The organism is Streptomyces sp. NPDC001868 (assembly GCF_040297125.1).
GTDB lineage: Bacteria > Actinomycetota > Actinomycetes > Streptomycetales > Streptomycetaceae > Streptomyces.
In genome coordinates, this window is record NZ_JBEOYO010000019.1 from 24,352 (window position 1) to 40,165 (window position 15,814).

12 protein-coding genes are annotated in these 15,814 nt (G+C 72.1%); 6 read left to right on the forward strand and 6 right to left on the reverse strand.

Translation table 11 applies throughout. The features are described from left to right. Positions 1-40 precede the first annotated feature (40 nt). The 3 genes from ABT147_RS22635 to ABT147_RS22645 all read right to left on the reverse strand — a co-directional run bounded on the left by ABT147_RS22635 (position 41) and on the right by ABT147_RS22645 (position 4,273). Positions 41-1,726: a thiamine pyrophosphate-binding protein gene (locus ABT147_RS22635; RefSeq protein WP_351408903.1), complete on the reverse strand. Its 1,686-nt coding sequence runs from the start codon at positions 1,724-1,726 to the stop codon at positions 41-43. After that, positions 1,723-2,724, reverse strand: coding sequence for an agmatinase (gene speB, locus ABT147_RS22640; protein ID WP_351408905.1), 1,002 nt, complete (start codon positions 2,722-2,724; stop codon positions 1,723-1,725). The genes ABT147_RS22635 and speB overlap by 4 nt, the downstream gene beginning before the upstream one ends. Before the next feature lie 76 nt (positions 2,725-2,800). Next, complete coding sequence (locus ABT147_RS22645) at positions 2,801-4,273, reverse strand: sodium:solute symporter family protein (protein WP_351408907.1); 1,473 nt, start codon at positions 4,271-4,273, stop codon at positions 2,801-2,803. A 107-nt stretch (positions 4,274-4,380) separates the two neighbouring features. On the opposite strand from ABT147_RS22645, the gene ABT147_RS22650 reads away from it, so the two are divergent. Then, complete coding sequence (locus ABT147_RS22650; protein ID WP_502983133.1) at positions 4,381-6,012, forward strand: PucR family transcriptional regulator ligand-binding domain-containing protein; 1,632 nt, start codon at positions 4,381-4,383, stop codon at positions 6,010-6,012. Positions 6,013-6,110: 98 nt separating this feature from the next. Further along, a complete protein-coding gene (locus tag ABT147_RS22655; RefSeq protein ID WP_351408912.1) occupies positions 6,111-6,905 on the forward strand; it encodes a phosphatase in 795 nt (264 codons plus the stop codon). Here ABT147_RS22655 and ABT147_RS22660 read toward each other — a convergent pair. The 3 genes from ABT147_RS22660 to ABT147_RS22670 all read right to left on the reverse strand — a co-directional run bounded on the left by ABT147_RS22660 (position 6,892) and on the right by ABT147_RS22670 (position 9,821). Then, the gene (locus tag ABT147_RS22660; protein WP_351408915.1) at positions 6,892-7,803 is read right to left on the reverse strand and encodes an acyl-CoA thioesterase; all 912 of its coding nucleotides are present in this window, start codon (positions 7,801-7,803) and stop codon (positions 6,892-6,894) included. The two genes, ABT147_RS22655 and ABT147_RS22660, sit on opposite strands and share 14 nt — an antisense overlap. 48 nt (positions 7,804-7,851) lie before the next feature. Then, the gene (locus ABT147_RS22665) at positions 7,852-9,009 is read right to left on the reverse strand and encodes an acyl-CoA dehydrogenase family protein (protein ID WP_351409140.1); all 1,158 of its coding nucleotides are present in this window, start codon (positions 9,007-9,009) and stop codon (positions 7,852-7,854) included. 167 nt (positions 9,010-9,176) lie between these two features. Further along, positions 9,177-9,821 (reverse strand): TetR/AcrR family transcriptional regulator, encoded by a 645-nt coding sequence (locus ABT147_RS22670; RefSeq protein WP_351408916.1) that lies wholly within the window; start codon positions 9,819-9,821, stop codon positions 9,177-9,179. A 106-nt stretch (positions 9,822-9,927) separates the two neighbouring features. Here ABT147_RS22670 and ABT147_RS22675 point away from each other — a divergent pair, with 106 nt between their 5' ends. Genes ABT147_RS22675 through ABT147_RS22690 form a run of 4 tightly spaced genes read left to right on the forward strand, consistent with a single transcriptional unit; the run spans position 9,928 to position 15,740 of the window. Next, positions 9,928-11,544, forward strand: a complete 1,617-nt coding sequence (locus ABT147_RS22675; protein ID WP_351408918.1) for a carboxyl transferase domain-containing protein — start codon at positions 9,928-9,930, stop codon at positions 11,542-11,544. A gap of 19 nt (positions 11,545-11,563) precedes the next feature. Beyond that, complete coding sequence (locus ABT147_RS22680; protein ID WP_351408920.1) at positions 11,564-13,600, forward strand: acetyl/propionyl/methylcrotonyl-CoA carboxylase subunit alpha; 2,037 nt, start codon at positions 11,564-11,566, stop codon at positions 13,598-13,600. Further along, positions 13,597-14,574 carry a hydroxymethylglutaryl-CoA lyase gene (locus ABT147_RS22685; protein WP_351408923.1) on the forward strand — a complete coding sequence of 326 codons (978 nt, stop codon included), beginning with the start codon at positions 13,597-13,599 and terminating at the stop codon, positions 14,572-14,574. The genes ABT147_RS22680 and ABT147_RS22685 overlap by 4 nt, the downstream gene beginning before the upstream one ends. 5 nt (positions 14,575-14,579) lie before the next feature. Then, positions 14,580-15,740 carry an acyl-CoA dehydrogenase family protein gene (locus tag ABT147_RS22690; protein ID WP_351408925.1) on the forward strand — a complete coding sequence of 387 codons (1,161 nt, stop codon included), beginning with the start codon at positions 14,580-14,582 and terminating at the stop codon, positions 15,738-15,740. Positions 15,741-15,814 lie beyond the last annotated feature (74 nt).

Genomic DNA, 15,814 nt, shown 5'->3' on the forward strand with positions numbered 1-15,814 from the left:
ACGGCGGCAGCGGCGTCCGGCTCAGCCCGCACGGCGTGCGTCACATATGCGTCGGCGCGAACATCCGCAGCACCGCCGGCAGCACCACCACCGAAGGACCGGGCGCGGCGAGGGACTTGGTCAGGTCGTCGGCGAGGGTCTCGGGGGTGGTGCGGGTGCCCGGGACGCCGAAGGACTCCGCCAGGGCCACGTAGTCCGGCCGGGACAGCTCCGTGCCGGTCGTCTCGCCGAACGCGTCCGTCATGTACTCGCGCAGGATCCCGTACCCGCCGTCGTCGACGATCAGCCAGGTGACGTTGAGGTCGTACTGCCGGGCCGTGGCCAGTTCGGCGATGGAGTACAGCGCGCCCCCGTCGCCCGACACGGCCAGCACCGGCTGGGTCGGGTCGGCCGCCGCCGCGCCGAGGGCGGCCGGGAAGGCGTAGCCGAGGCCGCCGGAGCCCTGGGCGGAGTGCATCGTGTTGGGGCCCTTGGCGTCGAAGGCCGACCAGGCCCAGTACGCCAGGATGGTCATGTCCCAGAAGGAGGGCGCCCGGGGCGGCAGGGCCCGTCGAATGGACGCCAACAGGTCCTGTTCCAGGGTGAGTTCCTGGGAGTCGATCCGCTCGCGGACCCGGTCGAGCACCTCGCGGACGCGTCCCGGCGCCGACTCGTCCTCCCGTGTCTCCTCGATCGTCTCCAGCAGCGCCTGCAGGGCCGGGCGGGCGTCCGCGTGGATGCCGAGCGCCGGGTGGTTGGCCTCCAGCTTCCCGAGGTCCGCCTCGATCTGGATCACCCGGCCCCGGGGCTTGAACGTGTGGTAGTTCGAGGAGAGTTCGCCGAGGCCGGAGCCGACGACCAGCAATACGTCCGCGTCCTCCAGGAAGTCCGTCGTGTGCCGGTCCTCCAGCCAGGACTGGAGGGACAGCGGGTGCGTCCACGGGAACGCGCCCTTCCCCCCGAACGTCGTCACGACCGGCGCCGACAGCCGCTCCGCCAGCTGCCGCAGCTTGCCGGACGCGTCCGCCCGTACGACTCCCCCGCCCGCGATGATCGCCGGGCGTGCCGCACGCGAGAGCAAGTCCGCCGCCACCGCCGTCAGTTCGGGGCGCGGAGGCAGCTCCTCGGGAAACGCGTCACCGCCCGTCACCACCGGGATCGGCGTCTCGGCCAGCAGGACGTCCTGCGGGATCTCCACCCACACCGGGCCGTGCGGGGCGGAGAGGGCCGACTTCCAGGCCGCCTCGATCGCGGACGGGATCTGGGACTGGGTGCGCACCGTGTGGACCGACTTCACCACACCCCTGAACGAGGCCGACTGGTCCGGGAGTTCATGGAGGTAGCCGTGACGGCCGCCGCCCAGGCCGGCGGTGGGAACCTGGCTGCTGATCGCCAGCACCGGCGCCGAGGCCGCCGCCGCCTCCTGCAGCGCGGCCAGCGACGTCAGCGCGCCCGGCCCCGTCGACAGCAGCAGCGGCGCCGCCTCACCCGTGATCCGGCCGTACGCGTCCGCCGCGAACCCGGCGTTGTTCTCCACCCGCAGGCCGATGTACCGCAGGTCGGAGCGGCGCAGCGCGTCGAACATGCCCAGCGCGTGCTGGCCGGGGAGCCCGAAGACCGTCGTCGCGCCGAGCCCGGCCAGTGTCTCCACGACCAGGTCTCCGCCGTTGCGGCCGGGGGGAGGGTTCAGCGCGGCCTCCGTCTGGGCGGCCGTCGGGCGCAGTACCAGGTCGTGGTCGTGGGTCACTTGCCCTCGTTCTCCCTACGGGTCTCGGCGATCTGGCGGGACATGATCGTGGTGAGTTCGTACGCCGTGTGCGACGCGGCCACCGCGGTGATCTCGGCGTGATCGTACGCGGGCGCCACCTCGACGACATCGGCGGAGACCAGGTGGCAGGAGGCCAGGCCCCGCAGGATCTCCAGCAGTTCGCGGGAGGTCATACCGCCGGCCTCCGGCGTCCCCGTGCCCGGCGCGTGGGCCGGGTCGAGGCAGTCGATGTCGATGGAGATGTAGAGGGGGCGGTCGCCGATGCGCTGGCGCAGCTGGTCGGCGATCTCGTCGACACCGCGCCGCATCACGTCCGCCGACGTGACGATCCCGAAGCCCATCTTCTCGTCGTCGGTGAGGTCCTGCTTGCCGTACAGCGGGCCGCGTGTGCCCACGTGGGAGAGGGCGGAGGTGTCCAGGATGCCTTCCTCCACGGCCCGCCTGAAAGGCGTCCCGTGCGTGTACTCGGCGCCGAAGTACGTGTCCCAGGTGTCGAGGTGGGCGTCGAAGTGCAGCAGGGCCACCGGGCCGTGCTTCTTGGCGACCGACCGCAGCAGCGGGAGCGCGATGGTGTGGTCGCCGCCGAGGGTCATCAGGCGGGCCCCGGTCCCGAGCAGCTCGTCCGCCGCCGCCTCGACCGTCTCCACCGCCTCGTTGATGTTGAACGGGTTGGCGGCGATGTCACCGGCGTCCGCGACCTGGGCGAGGGCGAAGGGGGAGGCGTCCTGGGCCGGGTTGTAGGGGCGCAGCAGCCGGGACGCCTCGCGTATCGCGTTGCCGCCGAAGCGGGCGCCCGGCCGGTACGAGACACCCGAGTCGAACGGCACACCCACGACCGCGACATCCGCGCGGCCCACCTCGTCGAGGCGCGGCAGCCGGGCGTAGGTCGCCGGACCGGCGTACCGCGGGATGCGGGAGGAGTCGACCGGGCCTCGGGGCGCGTCGACGGGGCCGCGGGGCGTCTCGTTGCTGCTCATGGGGACTGCCTACTTCCTGCATACGCTTCATCGCACATGCATCGATATGCACTGATATGTACTGCCGTAGGTGACTCTACTGGTGAGCCGGCGCCGGTTCGGACACGGGTTCGGGTGCCCGCCCGGCCAGCCGCTCCCGCCAGGCGGCGAGGACGGCCGCGTCGGTGGCCGGGGTGGCGAGGGAGACGATCAGATACGCGGCCAGCGAGGACAGCAGCCCGTAGTAGACGGGCTCGTTGGCGAGGATCCCGTGGGTCGCCATCAGGACGATCACCGCGACACCGCCGACCACGACGGAGGCGAGCGCGCCCTGCGCCGTGCCCCGCCGCCACAGCAGTCCGCCGAGGATGGGGACGAGGAGGCCGCCGACGAGGAGGTTGTACGCGACGGTCAGCGCCTCGACGACGTTGTTCAGCGCGATCGCCGTACAGATCACCGCGATGCCCATGACCAGGATGAAGACCCGGTTGCCCCGGACCTCGTCGTGGTCGTCGTCACCCGAGGAGCCGCCCGCGCCGACCGCTCCCCGCACCCGCGACCAGATGTCGTTGTTGGCCACGGTCGCGCAGGCGATGAGCGCGCCGGAGGACGTCGACATCACGGCGGCCAGGGCGGCGGCGAGCACCAACCCCCGTACGCCGATGGGGAGTTCCTCCTTCACGATGGTCGCGAAGGCGTCGTCGGCGCTCGCGAGGTCCGGGAAGAGGACCTTGCCCGCCGTACCGATGACGGCGCCGGCGAGGGCGTACGCCAGGCAGTAGGTGCCCGCGACCGTGCCGCCCCACTTGGCCGTGCGGTCGCTGCGGGCGGTGAACACGCGCTGCCAGATGTCCTGCCCGATGAGCATGCCGAACGTGTAGATCAGGACATAGGTGAAGATCGTCTCGCCGCCGATGCCCAGCGGATCGAAGTACGAGGTGGGAAGGGCGTCCCGCATCTCGCCGAAGCCGCCCGCCTTGACGACGGCGATCGGCAGGAGCAGAAGCAGCACGCCGATGGTCTTCACCACGAACTGGACCATGTCCGTCAGCGTGATGGACCACATGCCGCCGAGCGTCGAGTACGCGACGACGATCGAGCCGCCGAGGACGATGGCGAGCGTGCGGTTCATGTCGAACAGGACGTCGAAGATCGTGGCGTACGCGATGGTCGAGGTGACCGCGAGCATCAGGGTGTACGCCCACATGACGACGCCGGAGATGACGCCCGCCCGGCCGCCGTAGCGCAGGTCGAGCATCTCGGAGACGGTGTAGACCTTCAGACGGGCGATACGGGCCGAGAAGAAGACGGAGAGGGCGAGCAGACCCAGGCCGATGGTGAACACCATCCACGCGCCGGACAGCCCGTACTGGTACCCCAGCCCGACCCCGCCGATGGTCGAGGCGCCGCCGAGGACGATGGCCGCCATGGTGCCGGAGTACATCGTCGGGCCGAGGCGCCGCCCGGCGACCAGGAACTCGCTCTTCGACCTGGCGCGGCGCATGCCCCACCAGCCCATGGCCAGCATTCCGGCCAGATAGACGACGATGACGGTGTAGTCGACGGCCATATCGGTGGCCTCCTTCGCGCACACTCGGTGGCGGGTGATGGGCACCGACATTAGGTGGCCGGAAAGCGACTGCGAAGTGTACGTTTCATCCATTCGAGCCGTGCCGGATGGAAGGAACGCACACCATGCCGGACCCGGCCGCACCACCCGCCCCGGCGGTCCCTCCGACCCCGCCCGTGCCGCTCTCCGCGCTGCTGGCCCGTGAGGATCTGGGCCTGCGGCAGATCGCCGGGCCACGGGACGCGGGGACCGCGATCCACTGGGCGCACACCTCGGAGATGTCGGACCCGTATCCGTATCTGCTCGGCGGCGAACTGCTGCTGACGGCCGGCGTCCACATCCAGGAGGCGGCGGGGTCGGGCACCTACTTCGACGACTACGTCTCCCGTATCGTCGCGGCGGGCGGCGCGGCCCTCGGCTTCGGCGTCGCCCCCGTCCACGACAGCGTCCCCAGGGCCCTGGTCGCGTCCTGCGACGCCTACGACCTGCCCCTGATCGAGGTCCCGCCCAGGACCACCTTCTCGGGCGTGGCCCGCGCGGTCTGGCAGCTCATGGCCCGGGCCAGACACGCCGAACTCCGCCGCGTGACCGAGGCCCAACAGGGCCTGGCCGCGGCCGCCTCCCGCCCCGACCCGGTCCACGCGGTCCTCCGACAGCTGGCCCAACGCGTCTCCGGCCGAGCGGTCCTGTACGGCCCGGACGGAACGGAGCTGGCATCAGCGGGCCGAGGCCCGACACCAACCGCCCTGACCACCCTGACGACGGTGGTACGACCGACCCCCGCGCCGACCACCGCACCGAGCACCACTTCGCCCCCCGGCCGCCCCAAAAGGGGCGCGGGGAACTGCGCGACCAGCCCCAACGAACCCGCACCCGCCGACGCACCCCAACCCCCCACCCCCTCCCCGCGCACCTCCACCCCCACCTCCGCCACGGACACAGCCGACGGCACCCACCTCGCCGCCTACGCCCTCACCTCCGGAGGCCACGGCTTCACCCTCGGCATCGCCACCCCCCACCGAGCCCCCGGCGACCACACGATCACCTCCGTCGCCGCCGTCCTCCTCTCCCTCCTCACCGGCGAACAGCAGAGCGGCACGGGCGCGACCCGCACCTCGGCACTGGTACGGCTCCTGCTCGGCGCCGGGCCGCAGGAGGTGGCCCCCCTCCTGGGCGAGGGCACCCACTGGCACGTCGTCCACGCCCGGCCCTCCGAGGGCGGCCCCCGGCCGGAGGCCCTGGCCGCCGCCGCGCTCGGCGCCGCCCTGGGCTCCACCCTGGTCGACGCCCACGGCCAGATCGTCCGCGTCCTCGTCCCCGCCGGCCGCGAGGTCACCGAGCAGCCCGGCTGGGTGTGCGGGGTGAGCGCCCCCGCCGAGCCGCACGCGTGGCCGGCCGCCGACGTCCAGGCCGCCCGCGCGCTGGCCCGGGCCGGGGCGACCCGGACGGCGCTGGTCCGGCACGGGTCCCGCACGGCCCTCGCCGACCTGGTGCCGGCGGAGGACGCGACCGCCCACGCCCACACCCTGCTGGCCCCGCTCGCCGCCTCCCCCGCCCTCACCGACACCCTGCGCACCTGGCTCTCCCTGCACGGCAGTTGGGACCGTACGGCCGTCGCGCTGGCCGTTCACCGCAACACGGTCCGCCAACGCGTCGGCCGGTGCGCGGCGTTGCTCGGCCTGGACCTCGACGACCCGGACGTACGCATGGAGTTGTGGTTCGCGCTGCGGCAGGAGTGAACCGACCACCCGGTCCGGGGCCGCCGCCGGAGAGTGACGCAGGTCGCAGCGGGCGGTACGCCCGCGACTCCCGCAGTCGTCTGCCTCACAATGGACGCATGCCGATACCCGGGACCCCCAGCCGCGCCGAGCTCGTCGAACACCTTGTGAAGACGCGTATCGCGGGCGATGTCGCCACCCCGCGCGAGAACAACCTCTCCCACTACCGCGAACTGGCCAACGGCAACCGCCACTACTGGCTCGGCCTGGAGCTCGGGGACCGCTGGACCGACGAGCAGGACGTGCTGGCCGTGATGGCGGAGCGCGTCGGTGTGAACGACGACCCGGGGTACCGCTACGGCCAGGACACCATCGACCCGGACCTGACGGTCGACGCGCTGGAGCGCATGGCGGCCCGGCTGCGCAAGGCGGCCGACGGCGGGCAGCGCGTGCTGTTCGCCACCGGCCATCCCGGCGGTCTGCTCCAGGTGCACAACGAGACGGCCCGGGCGCTGCGCGCGGCCGGCTGCGAGATCGTCGTCATCCCGGACGGCCTGCAGACGGAGGAGGGGTACGTGATGCAGTTCGCGGACGTGGCCGTCCTCGAACACGGCGCCACGCTCTGGCACACCCACTCCCCCGAGCCGATGCGCGCGATCCTCCGGGGCCTGGAGGGCGCCGGCCGCCCGCTGCCCGACCTGGTCGTCGCCGACCACGGCTGGGCGGGCTGCGCGGGGCAGCTCGGCGTCGACTCCGTCGGCTACGCGGACTCCAACGACCCCGCCCTCTTCCTCGGCGAGTCCGAGGGCACCCTCCAGGCCGTGGTCCCGCTCGACGACCACGTCGTCAGCCCGCGCTACTACGACCCGATGTCGGCCTACCTGCTGGAGCAGGCGGGGCTCAGCGAGGCGTAGCCCCCGGCTCCCCCGGCTGTTCCCTCGGCCGTTCCCTCGGCACGCGGACGACACCCTCCTGGATCACGGAGATCGCGTGCCGCCCGTCCTGGGTGTAGATCCGGCCCTGCCCGAGGCCGCGGCCGGCCGACGCGGACGGCGACTCCTGGTCGTACAGGAGCCACTCGTCGGCGCGGAACGGCCGGTGGAACCACATGGCGTGGTCCAGCGAGGCCCCGACGACGTCCCCGACGGCCCAGCCGCCGCGCCCGTGCGCGAGCAGGATGGAGTCGAGGAGCGTCATGTCGGAGACATAGGTGGCGAGGACGACGTGCAGCAGCGGATCGTCGTCGAGCTTGCCGTTGGCGCGGAACCAGACCTGGGAGTGCGGTTCGCGGGGCTCGCCGTAGCGGCCGTACGGCGGGTCGTCGACGTACCGCAGATCGACGGCGGCCCGCGCTTCGAGCATCTTCTCGACGACGGCCGGGTCGAGCCCGTACGCCGGGAGCCGCTGCTCGGCGGTGGGCAGGGACTCCGGGTCGGGTGCGGCCGGCATCGGGGCCTGGTGGTCGAGGCCCTCCTCGTACCGCTGGAAGGACGCGGAGAGGGCGAAGATCGGCTGGCCGTGCTGGACGGCGACGACGCGGCGCGCGGTGAAGGAGCGGCCGTCGTTCATCCGCTCCACGGTGTACACGATGGGCGCGCCGGCGTCGCCGATGCGCAGGAAGTACGCGTGGAGGGAGTGCGGCAGCCGGTCGGCGGGGACGGTCCGCCCGGCGGCGACGAGCGCCTGGGCCGCGACCTGCCCGCCGAAGACCCGGGGGACGATGGCGGGCCGGGACTGGCCGCGGAAGATGTTCTCCTCGATCTGCTCCAGGTCGAGCAGATCGAGGAGGGACTGCAGTGGTACCTGACTCATGAAGTCAGTTGTACTGGACAGTAATTTCCGAAACCTTACGGGCCCGTGTCACAGCCCCATGTCCTTGGCGATGATCGACTTCATGATCTCGCTGGTGCCGCCGTAGATACGGTTGACGCGGTTGTCCGCGTACAGGCGGGCGATCGGGTACTCGTTCATGAAGCCGTAGCCGCCGTGCAGCTGGAGGCAGCGGTCGATGACGCGGTGGGCGACCTCGGTGCAGAACAGCTTGGCGCTGGCGGCCTCGGCGGGCGTCAGCTCACCGGCGTCGAGGGCCTCGGTCGCGCGGTCGGCGACGGCCTCGGCCGCGTCCACCTCGGCCTGGCAGGCGGCCAGCTCGAACTTGGTGTTCTGGAAGTGCGCGACGGGCTTGCCGAAGACGACGCGGTCCTGCACGTACTGCTTGGCGAACCGGACGGCGGCCTTGGCCTGCGCGTAGGCGCCGTAGGCGATGCCCCAGCGCTCGGAGGCGAGGTTGTGGCCGAGGTAGTAGAAGCCCTTGTTCTCCTCGCCGAGCAGGTCCTCGACGGGCACCTTGACGTCGACGAACGCGAGCTCGGCGGTGTCGGAGGTCTTCAGGCCGAGCTTGTCCAGCTTACGGCCGACCGAGTAGCCCTCGGCCTTGGTGTCCACGACGAAGAGGGAGATGCCGTGGCGGCGGTCCTCGGCGCTGGGCGCGGCGGTACGGGCGCAGACGATCATGCGGTCGGCGTGGACGCCACCGGTGATGAAGGTCTTGGAGCCGTTGAGGACGTAGTGCGTGCCGTCCTCGCTGAGCTTGGCGGTGGTCTTCATGCCCGCGAGGTCGGAGCCGGTGCCCGGCTCGGTCATCGCGATCGCCCACATCTCCTCGCCGGAGACGAACTTCGGCAGGAAGCGCTTCTTCTGCTCGTCGGTGGCGAGCATCTTGATGTACGGCAGACCGAGCAGCACATGCACGCCGGAGCCGCCGAACTGCACACCCGCGCGGGCGGTCTCCTCGTACAGGACGGCCTCGAACTTGTACGAGTCGATGCCGGCGCCGCCGTACTCCTCGTCCACGCGGATGCCGAAGACACCCAGCTCGGCCAGCTTGTAGTAGAAGTCGCGCGGCGCCTGGCCGGCGGCGAACCACTCGTCGTACACGGGCACGACCTCGGCCTCGATGAAGGCACGCAGGGTCTCCCGGAACGCCTCGTGATCCTCGTTGAACACCGTACGACGCACCGCCGCCACCTCCACCTGAGTACTTTCGGATGTGCCCAAGCACCGCCCACCTCGGCTAAGCGCTTGCTCAGACCAAACCGTACCGGCGGGTAGCGACACCCGTCCAGATGCCCACCCCCGTAACGCTCGTCACGCTTTTGCCGCACACCGGTCGGCGGAACCGGCCGTCAGCCGGTGGCGGCCGCCTCGAACGCCCCCCGGGCCATCCGGTGCAGCAGCTCCGCCGTGGCCGCCCGCCCGGGCAGGGACCCCGGACGCCCCAGGTGCGGCGTCGAGTTCAGCAGGCCGAACACCGAGTGCACGGCGGAGCGGGCGGCGGGCTCGGCGAGCCCTGGGTGGGCCTCGCGGAGCACCGCCACCCACAGTTCGACGTACTGCCGCTGGAGCTGGCGCACCAGCTTGCGGTCGCTGTCGCGGAGGCGGTCCAGCTCGCGGTCGTGCAGGGTGATCAGGGGCCGGTCGTCGAGGGCGAAGTCGATGTGTCCCTCGATGAGCGAGTCGAGGATCGCCTCGGCATCGCGCCCGGCGGACGCACCACCCGGCCCACCAGCCCTGCCCGGCCCGCCTGCCCCGTCGGCCTCGGCGAGCCGCCGCTTCGCCCCCGTCAACAACTGTCCGCTGATCCCCACCAGCAGCTCCGCCAGCATCGCGTCCTTGCCCGCGAAGTGCCGGTACAGGCCCGGCCCGCTGATGCCGACCGCCGCCCCTATCTCGTCGACGCCCACACCGTGGAAGCCGCGCTCGGCGAAGAGGCGGGCGGCTTCCTTGAGGATCTGCTCGCGGCGGGTGGGCGCGTCGGTTCTCGTGGCCATGGAGCCAATTCTAGACAGGGAGGTTAGCGGTCGTTAACCTGATGGAAACGGGTTAACGCTCATTAACAGGTGACCGCACGTGACCACTGGGTGAGGGGACCGCACGATGGACCAGGCACCGGAGCTGACGACCGCGGCAGATCCCGCGGCGGAGGCGTATCGGGCCAACGAGGCCGCGCACCGCGCGCTGGGCGAGGAGCTGCGGGCCAAGCTGGCGGCGGCGCGGCTCGGCGGCGGCGAGAAGGCGCGCGCCCGGCACACCGCGCGCGGCAAGCTGCTGCCGCGCGACAGGGTGGACACCCTCCTCGACCCCGGCTCGCCCTTCCTGGAGCTGGCGCCGCTGGCGGCGGACGGGCTGTACGACGGACAGGCCCCGGCCGCCGGCGTCATCGCGGGGATCGGCCGGGTCAGCGGGCGCGAGTGCGTCGTCGTCGCCAACGACGCCACCGTCAAGGGCGGCACGTACTACCCGATGACGGTGAAGAAGCATCTGCGGGCCCAGGAAGTGGCCCTGGAGAACCGCCTCCCCTGTCTCTATCTCGTCGACTCCGGCGGCGCCTTCCTGCCCATGCAGGACGAGGTCTTCCCCGACCGCGAGCACTTCGGCCGGATCTTCTACAACCAGGCGCGGATGTCCGGGGCGGGCATTCCACAGATCGCCGCCGTCCTCGGGTCGTGCACGGCCGGTGGCGCGTACGTCCCCGCGATGAGCGACGAGGCCGTGATCGTCCGGGGGCAGGGGACCATCTTCCTGGGCGGCCCGCCGCTCGTGAAGGCCGCCACCGGCGAGGTCGTCACCGCCGAGGAGCTGGGCGGCGGCGAGGTCCACTCCCGGATCTCCGGCGTCACCGACCACCTCGCGGAGAGCGACGCGCACGCCCTGCGCATCGTGCGCACCATCGTCTCCACGCTCCCCTCCCGGGGCCCGCTCCCCTGGTCGGTCGAGCCGGCCGTCGAGCCCAAGGTCGACCCGTACACGCTGTACGGCGCCGTGCCGGTCGACTCCCGCACGCCGTACGACGTGCGCGAGGTCATCGCGCGTGTGGTCGACGGTTCGCGGTTCGCCGAGTTCAAGGCGGAGTTCGGGCAGACCCTGGTCACCGGCTTCGCCCGGATCCACGGCCACCCGGTGGGGATCGTCGCCAACAACGGCATCCTCTTCTCCGAGTCCGCCCAGAAGGGCGCCCACTTCATCGAGCTGTGCGACCAGCGCGGCATCCCGCTGGTCTTCCTGCAGAACATCTCCGGCTTCATGGTCGGCCGGGACTACGAGGCCGGTGGCATCGCCAAGCACGGCGCGAAGATGGTGACGGCCGTGGCCTGCACCCGCGTCCCCAAGCTGACGGTCGTGGTCGGCGGCTCGTACGGCGCGGGCAACTACTCGATGTGCGGCCGGGCCTATTCACCGCGCTTCCTGTGGATGTGGCCCAACGCCAAGATCTCGGTGATGGGCGGCGAGCAGGCCGCGTCCGTCCTGGCCACGGTCAAGCGGGACCAGCTGGAGGCGCGCGGCGAGGACTGGCCGGCGGCGGACGAGGAGGCCTTCAAGGACCCGATCCGCGCCCAGTACGAGCGCCAGGGCAGCGCCTACTACGCCACCGCCCGGCTCTGGGACGACGGGGTCATCGACCCCCTCGACACCCGCCAGGTCCTGGGCCTCGCCCTGACCGCTTGCGCCAACGCGCCCCTGGGTGACCCCCAGTTCGGCGTCTTCCGGATGTGAGGGGGCTTTGAAGGTGACCATGTTCGACACAGTGCTGGTGGCCAACCGGGGCGAGATCGCCGTCCGCGTCATCCGCACCCTCCGCGCCCTCGGCGTCCGCTCCGTCGCCGTCTTCTCCGACGCGGACGCCGACGCCCGGCACGTCCGGGAGGCCGACACGGCGGTACGGATCGGTCCGCCACCGGCGGCGGAGAGCTATCTGTCGGTGGAGCGGCTGCTGGAGGCCGCCGCCCGCACCGGCGCCCAGGCCGTCCACCCCGGTTACGGCTTCCTCGCGGAGAACGCCGCCTTCGCGCGGGCGTGCGCCGACGCGGGCCTGGTCTTCATCGGCCCGCCCGCCGACGCCATCTCCCTGATGGGCGACAAGATCCGCGCCAAGGAGACGGTACGGGCGGCCGGGGTACCGGTGGTGCCGGGTTCGAGCGGAAGCGGCCTCACGGACTCCCAACTCGCCGACTCCGCACGCGAGATCGGTATGCCGGTGCTGCTGAAGCCCAGCGCGGGCGGCGGCGGCAAGGGCATGCGGCTGGTCCGGGACGCGGGCCTGCTGGCCGACGAGATCGCCGCCGCCCGCCGCGAGGCCCGTGCCTCCTTCGGCGACGACACCCTCCTCGTCGAGCGCTGGATCGACCGCCCCCGGCACATCGAGATCCAGGTCCTGGCGGACGGCCACGGGAACGTGATCCACCTCGGCGAGCGCGAGTGCTCCCTCCAGCGCCGCCACCAGAAGATCATCGAGGAGGCGCCCAGCGTCCTGCTCGACGAGGCCACGCGTGCCGCGATGGGCGAGGCGGCCGTCCAGGCGGCCCGCTCCTGCGGCTACTCCGGCGCGGGCACGGTCGAGTTCATCGTCCCCGGCGGCGACCCCTCCTCGTACTACTTCATGGAGATGAACACCCGCCTCCAGGTCGAGCACCCGGTGACCGAGCTGGTCACGGGTGTCGACCTGGTGGAGTGGCAGCTCCGGGTCGCGGCGGGCGAGCGGCTGTCCTTCGGACAGGACGACGTGACGCTGACGGGGCACGCGGTGGAGGCCCGTATCTGCGCCGAGGACCCCTCCCGGGGCTTCCTCCCCTCCGGCGGCACGATCCTGCGCCTGCGCGAGCCGGCCGGCGACGGCGTCCGTACGGACTCCGGCCTCACCGAGGGCACGGAGGTCGGCTCGCTGTACGACCCGATGCTCTCCAAGGTCATCGCCCACGGCCCCGACCGGCCCACCGCCCTGCGGCGGCTCCGGGCTGCCCTCGCGGAGACGGTCACGCTGGGCGTGCAGACGAACGCCGGGTTCCTGCGCCGGCTGCTGGCCCATCCGGCGGTGGTGGCGGGCGAGTTGGACACGGGGCTGGTGGAGCGGGAGGTGGACGGGCTGGTCCCGGACGAGGTGCCGGTGGAGGTCCACGCGGCGGCGGCGTTGCTGCGCCAGGCCGCGCTCACCCCGGCCGCCGGTGACGGCACCGGTGACGGCTCCGGCTGGACCGATCCGTTCGACTCCGCGGTCGGCTGGCGGCTGGGCGGCGAACGGGCCTGGACGGCACACCACCTGCGGCTGCCGGGCCACGAGCCGGTGACCGTACGCGTGCGGCCCACACCGGACGGCGGGACCGAGGTGCTGCCGGACGGCGCCGAAACCCCCCTGCGGGGGTCCGGGGGCGTGCCCCCGCGTCCCGGGGCCGAGGGCCGGTTCACCTTCCACCTCGACGGCCTCACCCACACCTTCCACCACGCCCCCGACTGGCTGGGCCGGGACGGCGACGCCTGGCAGGTGCGCGACCACGACCCCGTCGCCGCCTCCCTCTCCGGCGCCGCCCGCGCGGGAGTGGACTCGCTGACGGCGCCGATGCCCGGGACGGTCACCGTGGTGAAGGTGGCCGTGGGTGACGAGGTGGCCGCCGGGCAGAGCCTGCTGGTGGTGGAGGCGATGAAGATGGAGCACGTCGTCTCCGCGCCGCACGCCGGGACGGTCACCGAGCTGGACGTCACGCCCGGGACGACCGTCGCCATGGACCAGGTGCTGGCGGTCGTCGCGCCGCACGAGCCGGAGGAGGCGGCCGTATGACCGTCCACCAGGATCAGGGTCTCCCCATGACCGTGCCGGCCGAAGGGCTGCCCGCCCGCGTCCGGATCCACGAGGTCGGCGCCCGGGACGGCCTGCAGAACGAGAAGGCGACCGTCCCGACGGAGGCGAAGGCGGAGTTCGTCCACCGGCTGGCCGACGCGGGCCTCACCACCATCGAGGCGACCAGCTTCGTCCACCCCAAGTGGGTGCCCCAACTGGCGGACGCGGAGGCCCTGTTCCCCCTCGTCGCCGACCTCCCGGTGGATCTCCCGGTCCTCGTCCCCAACGAACGCGGCCTCGACCGTGCCCTCGCCCTCGGCGCGCGCCGGGTCGCCGTCTTCGCCAGCGCCACGGAGTCCTTCGCCAAGGCCAACCTCAACCGCACGGTCGACGAGGCACTGGCGATGTTCGAACCGGTCGTCGGCCGCGCGAAGGCGGAGGGCGGGCACGTCCGGGGCTATCTCTCGATGTGCTTCGGCGACCCCTGGGAGGGCCCGGTCCCGGTCCCCCAGGTCGTCCGGGTCTGCCGCGCGCTCCTGGACCTGGGCTGCGACGAGTTGAGCCTCGGCGACACGATCGGCGTGGCGACCCCGGGCCATGTCCAGGCCCTGCTCACCGCCCTGAACGAGGCAGGCGTCCCCACCCCCTCCCTCGGCGTGCACTTCCACGACACCTACGGCCAGGCCCTCGCCAACACCCTCGAAGCGCTGCGCCACGGCGTCACCACGGTCGACGCCTCGGCCGGCGGCCTCGGCGGCTGCCCGTACGCGAAGTCCGCCACCGGAAACCTCGCCACCGAGGACCTCGTGTGGATGCTGCGGGGCCTCGGCATCGACACGGGCGTCGACCTCGGCCGCCTCGTCGCCACGAGCGCGTGGATGGCCGGACACCTGGGCCGGCCCAGCCCGTCCCGCACCGTACGAGCCCTGTCCCACAAGGACGACGAGGGCCCCGAGGACCACAAGGAGCACTGAGGTTCATGGACCACCGCCTCTCCCCCGAGCTGGAAGAACTCCGCCGCACGGTCGAGGAGTTCGCGCACGAGGTCGTCGCCCCCAAGATCGGCGACTTCTACGAGCGGCACGAGTTCCCGTACGAGATCGTGCGCGAGATGGGCCGTATGGGGCTGTTCGGGCTGCCGTTCCCGGAGGAGCACGGCGGCATGGGCGGCGACTATCTGGCGCTGGGCATCGCGTTGGAGGAGCTGGCCCGGGTGGACTCCTCCGTGGCGATCACCCTCGAAGCGGGTGTCTCCCTGGGCGCGATGCCGATCCATCTCTTCGGCACCCCCGCACAGAAGGAGGAGTGGCTGCCACGCCTGTGCTCGGGGGAGATCCTGGGCGCGTTCGGCCTCACCGAACCGGACGGCGGCTCGGACGCGGGCGCGACCCGTACGACGGCCCGCCTGGACGAGTCGACGAACGAATGGGTCATCAACGGCAGCAAGTGCTTCATCACCAACTCGGGCACGGACATCACGGCCCTGGTCACGGTCACGGCGGTCACCGGCCGCACCCCCGACGGCAAGCCCCTCATCTCCTCGATCATCGTCCCGTCCGGCACCCCGGGCTTCACTGTCGCCGCCCCGTACTCGAAGGTCGGCTGGAACGCCTCCGACACCCGTGAGCTGTCCTTCACCGACGTCCGGGTCCCGGCGGAGAACCTGCTCGGCGAACTCGGCCGTGGCTACGCCCAGTTCCTGCGCATCCTCGACGAGGGCCGTATCGCCATCTCGGCGCTCGCCACGGGCCTGGCCCAGGGGTGTGTGGACGAGTCGGTGAAGTACGCGAAGGAACGCCACGCCTTCGGCCGCCCGATCGGCGCCAACCAGGCCATCCAGTTCAAGCTCGCCGACATGGAGATGAAGGCCCACACCGCCCGCCTCGCCTGGCGCGACGCGGCCTCCCGCCTGGTCTCCGGCGAGCCCTTCAAGAAGGAGGCGGCCCTGGCGAAGCTCTACTCCTCCACCATCGCCGTCGACAACGCCCGCGACGCCACCCAGATCCACGGCGGCTACGGCTTCATGAACGAGTACCCGGTCGCCCGTATGTGGCGTGACTCCAAGATCCTGGAGATCGGCGAGGGGACGAGCGAGGTGCAACGGATGCTGATCGCCAGGGAGATGGGGCTCGTCGGCTGACCGACGGCACATGCTCGAATGATGGCCGGAATCCGCGATGACGGCACGGCTCCCACACGCTCTCACCCGGTTCG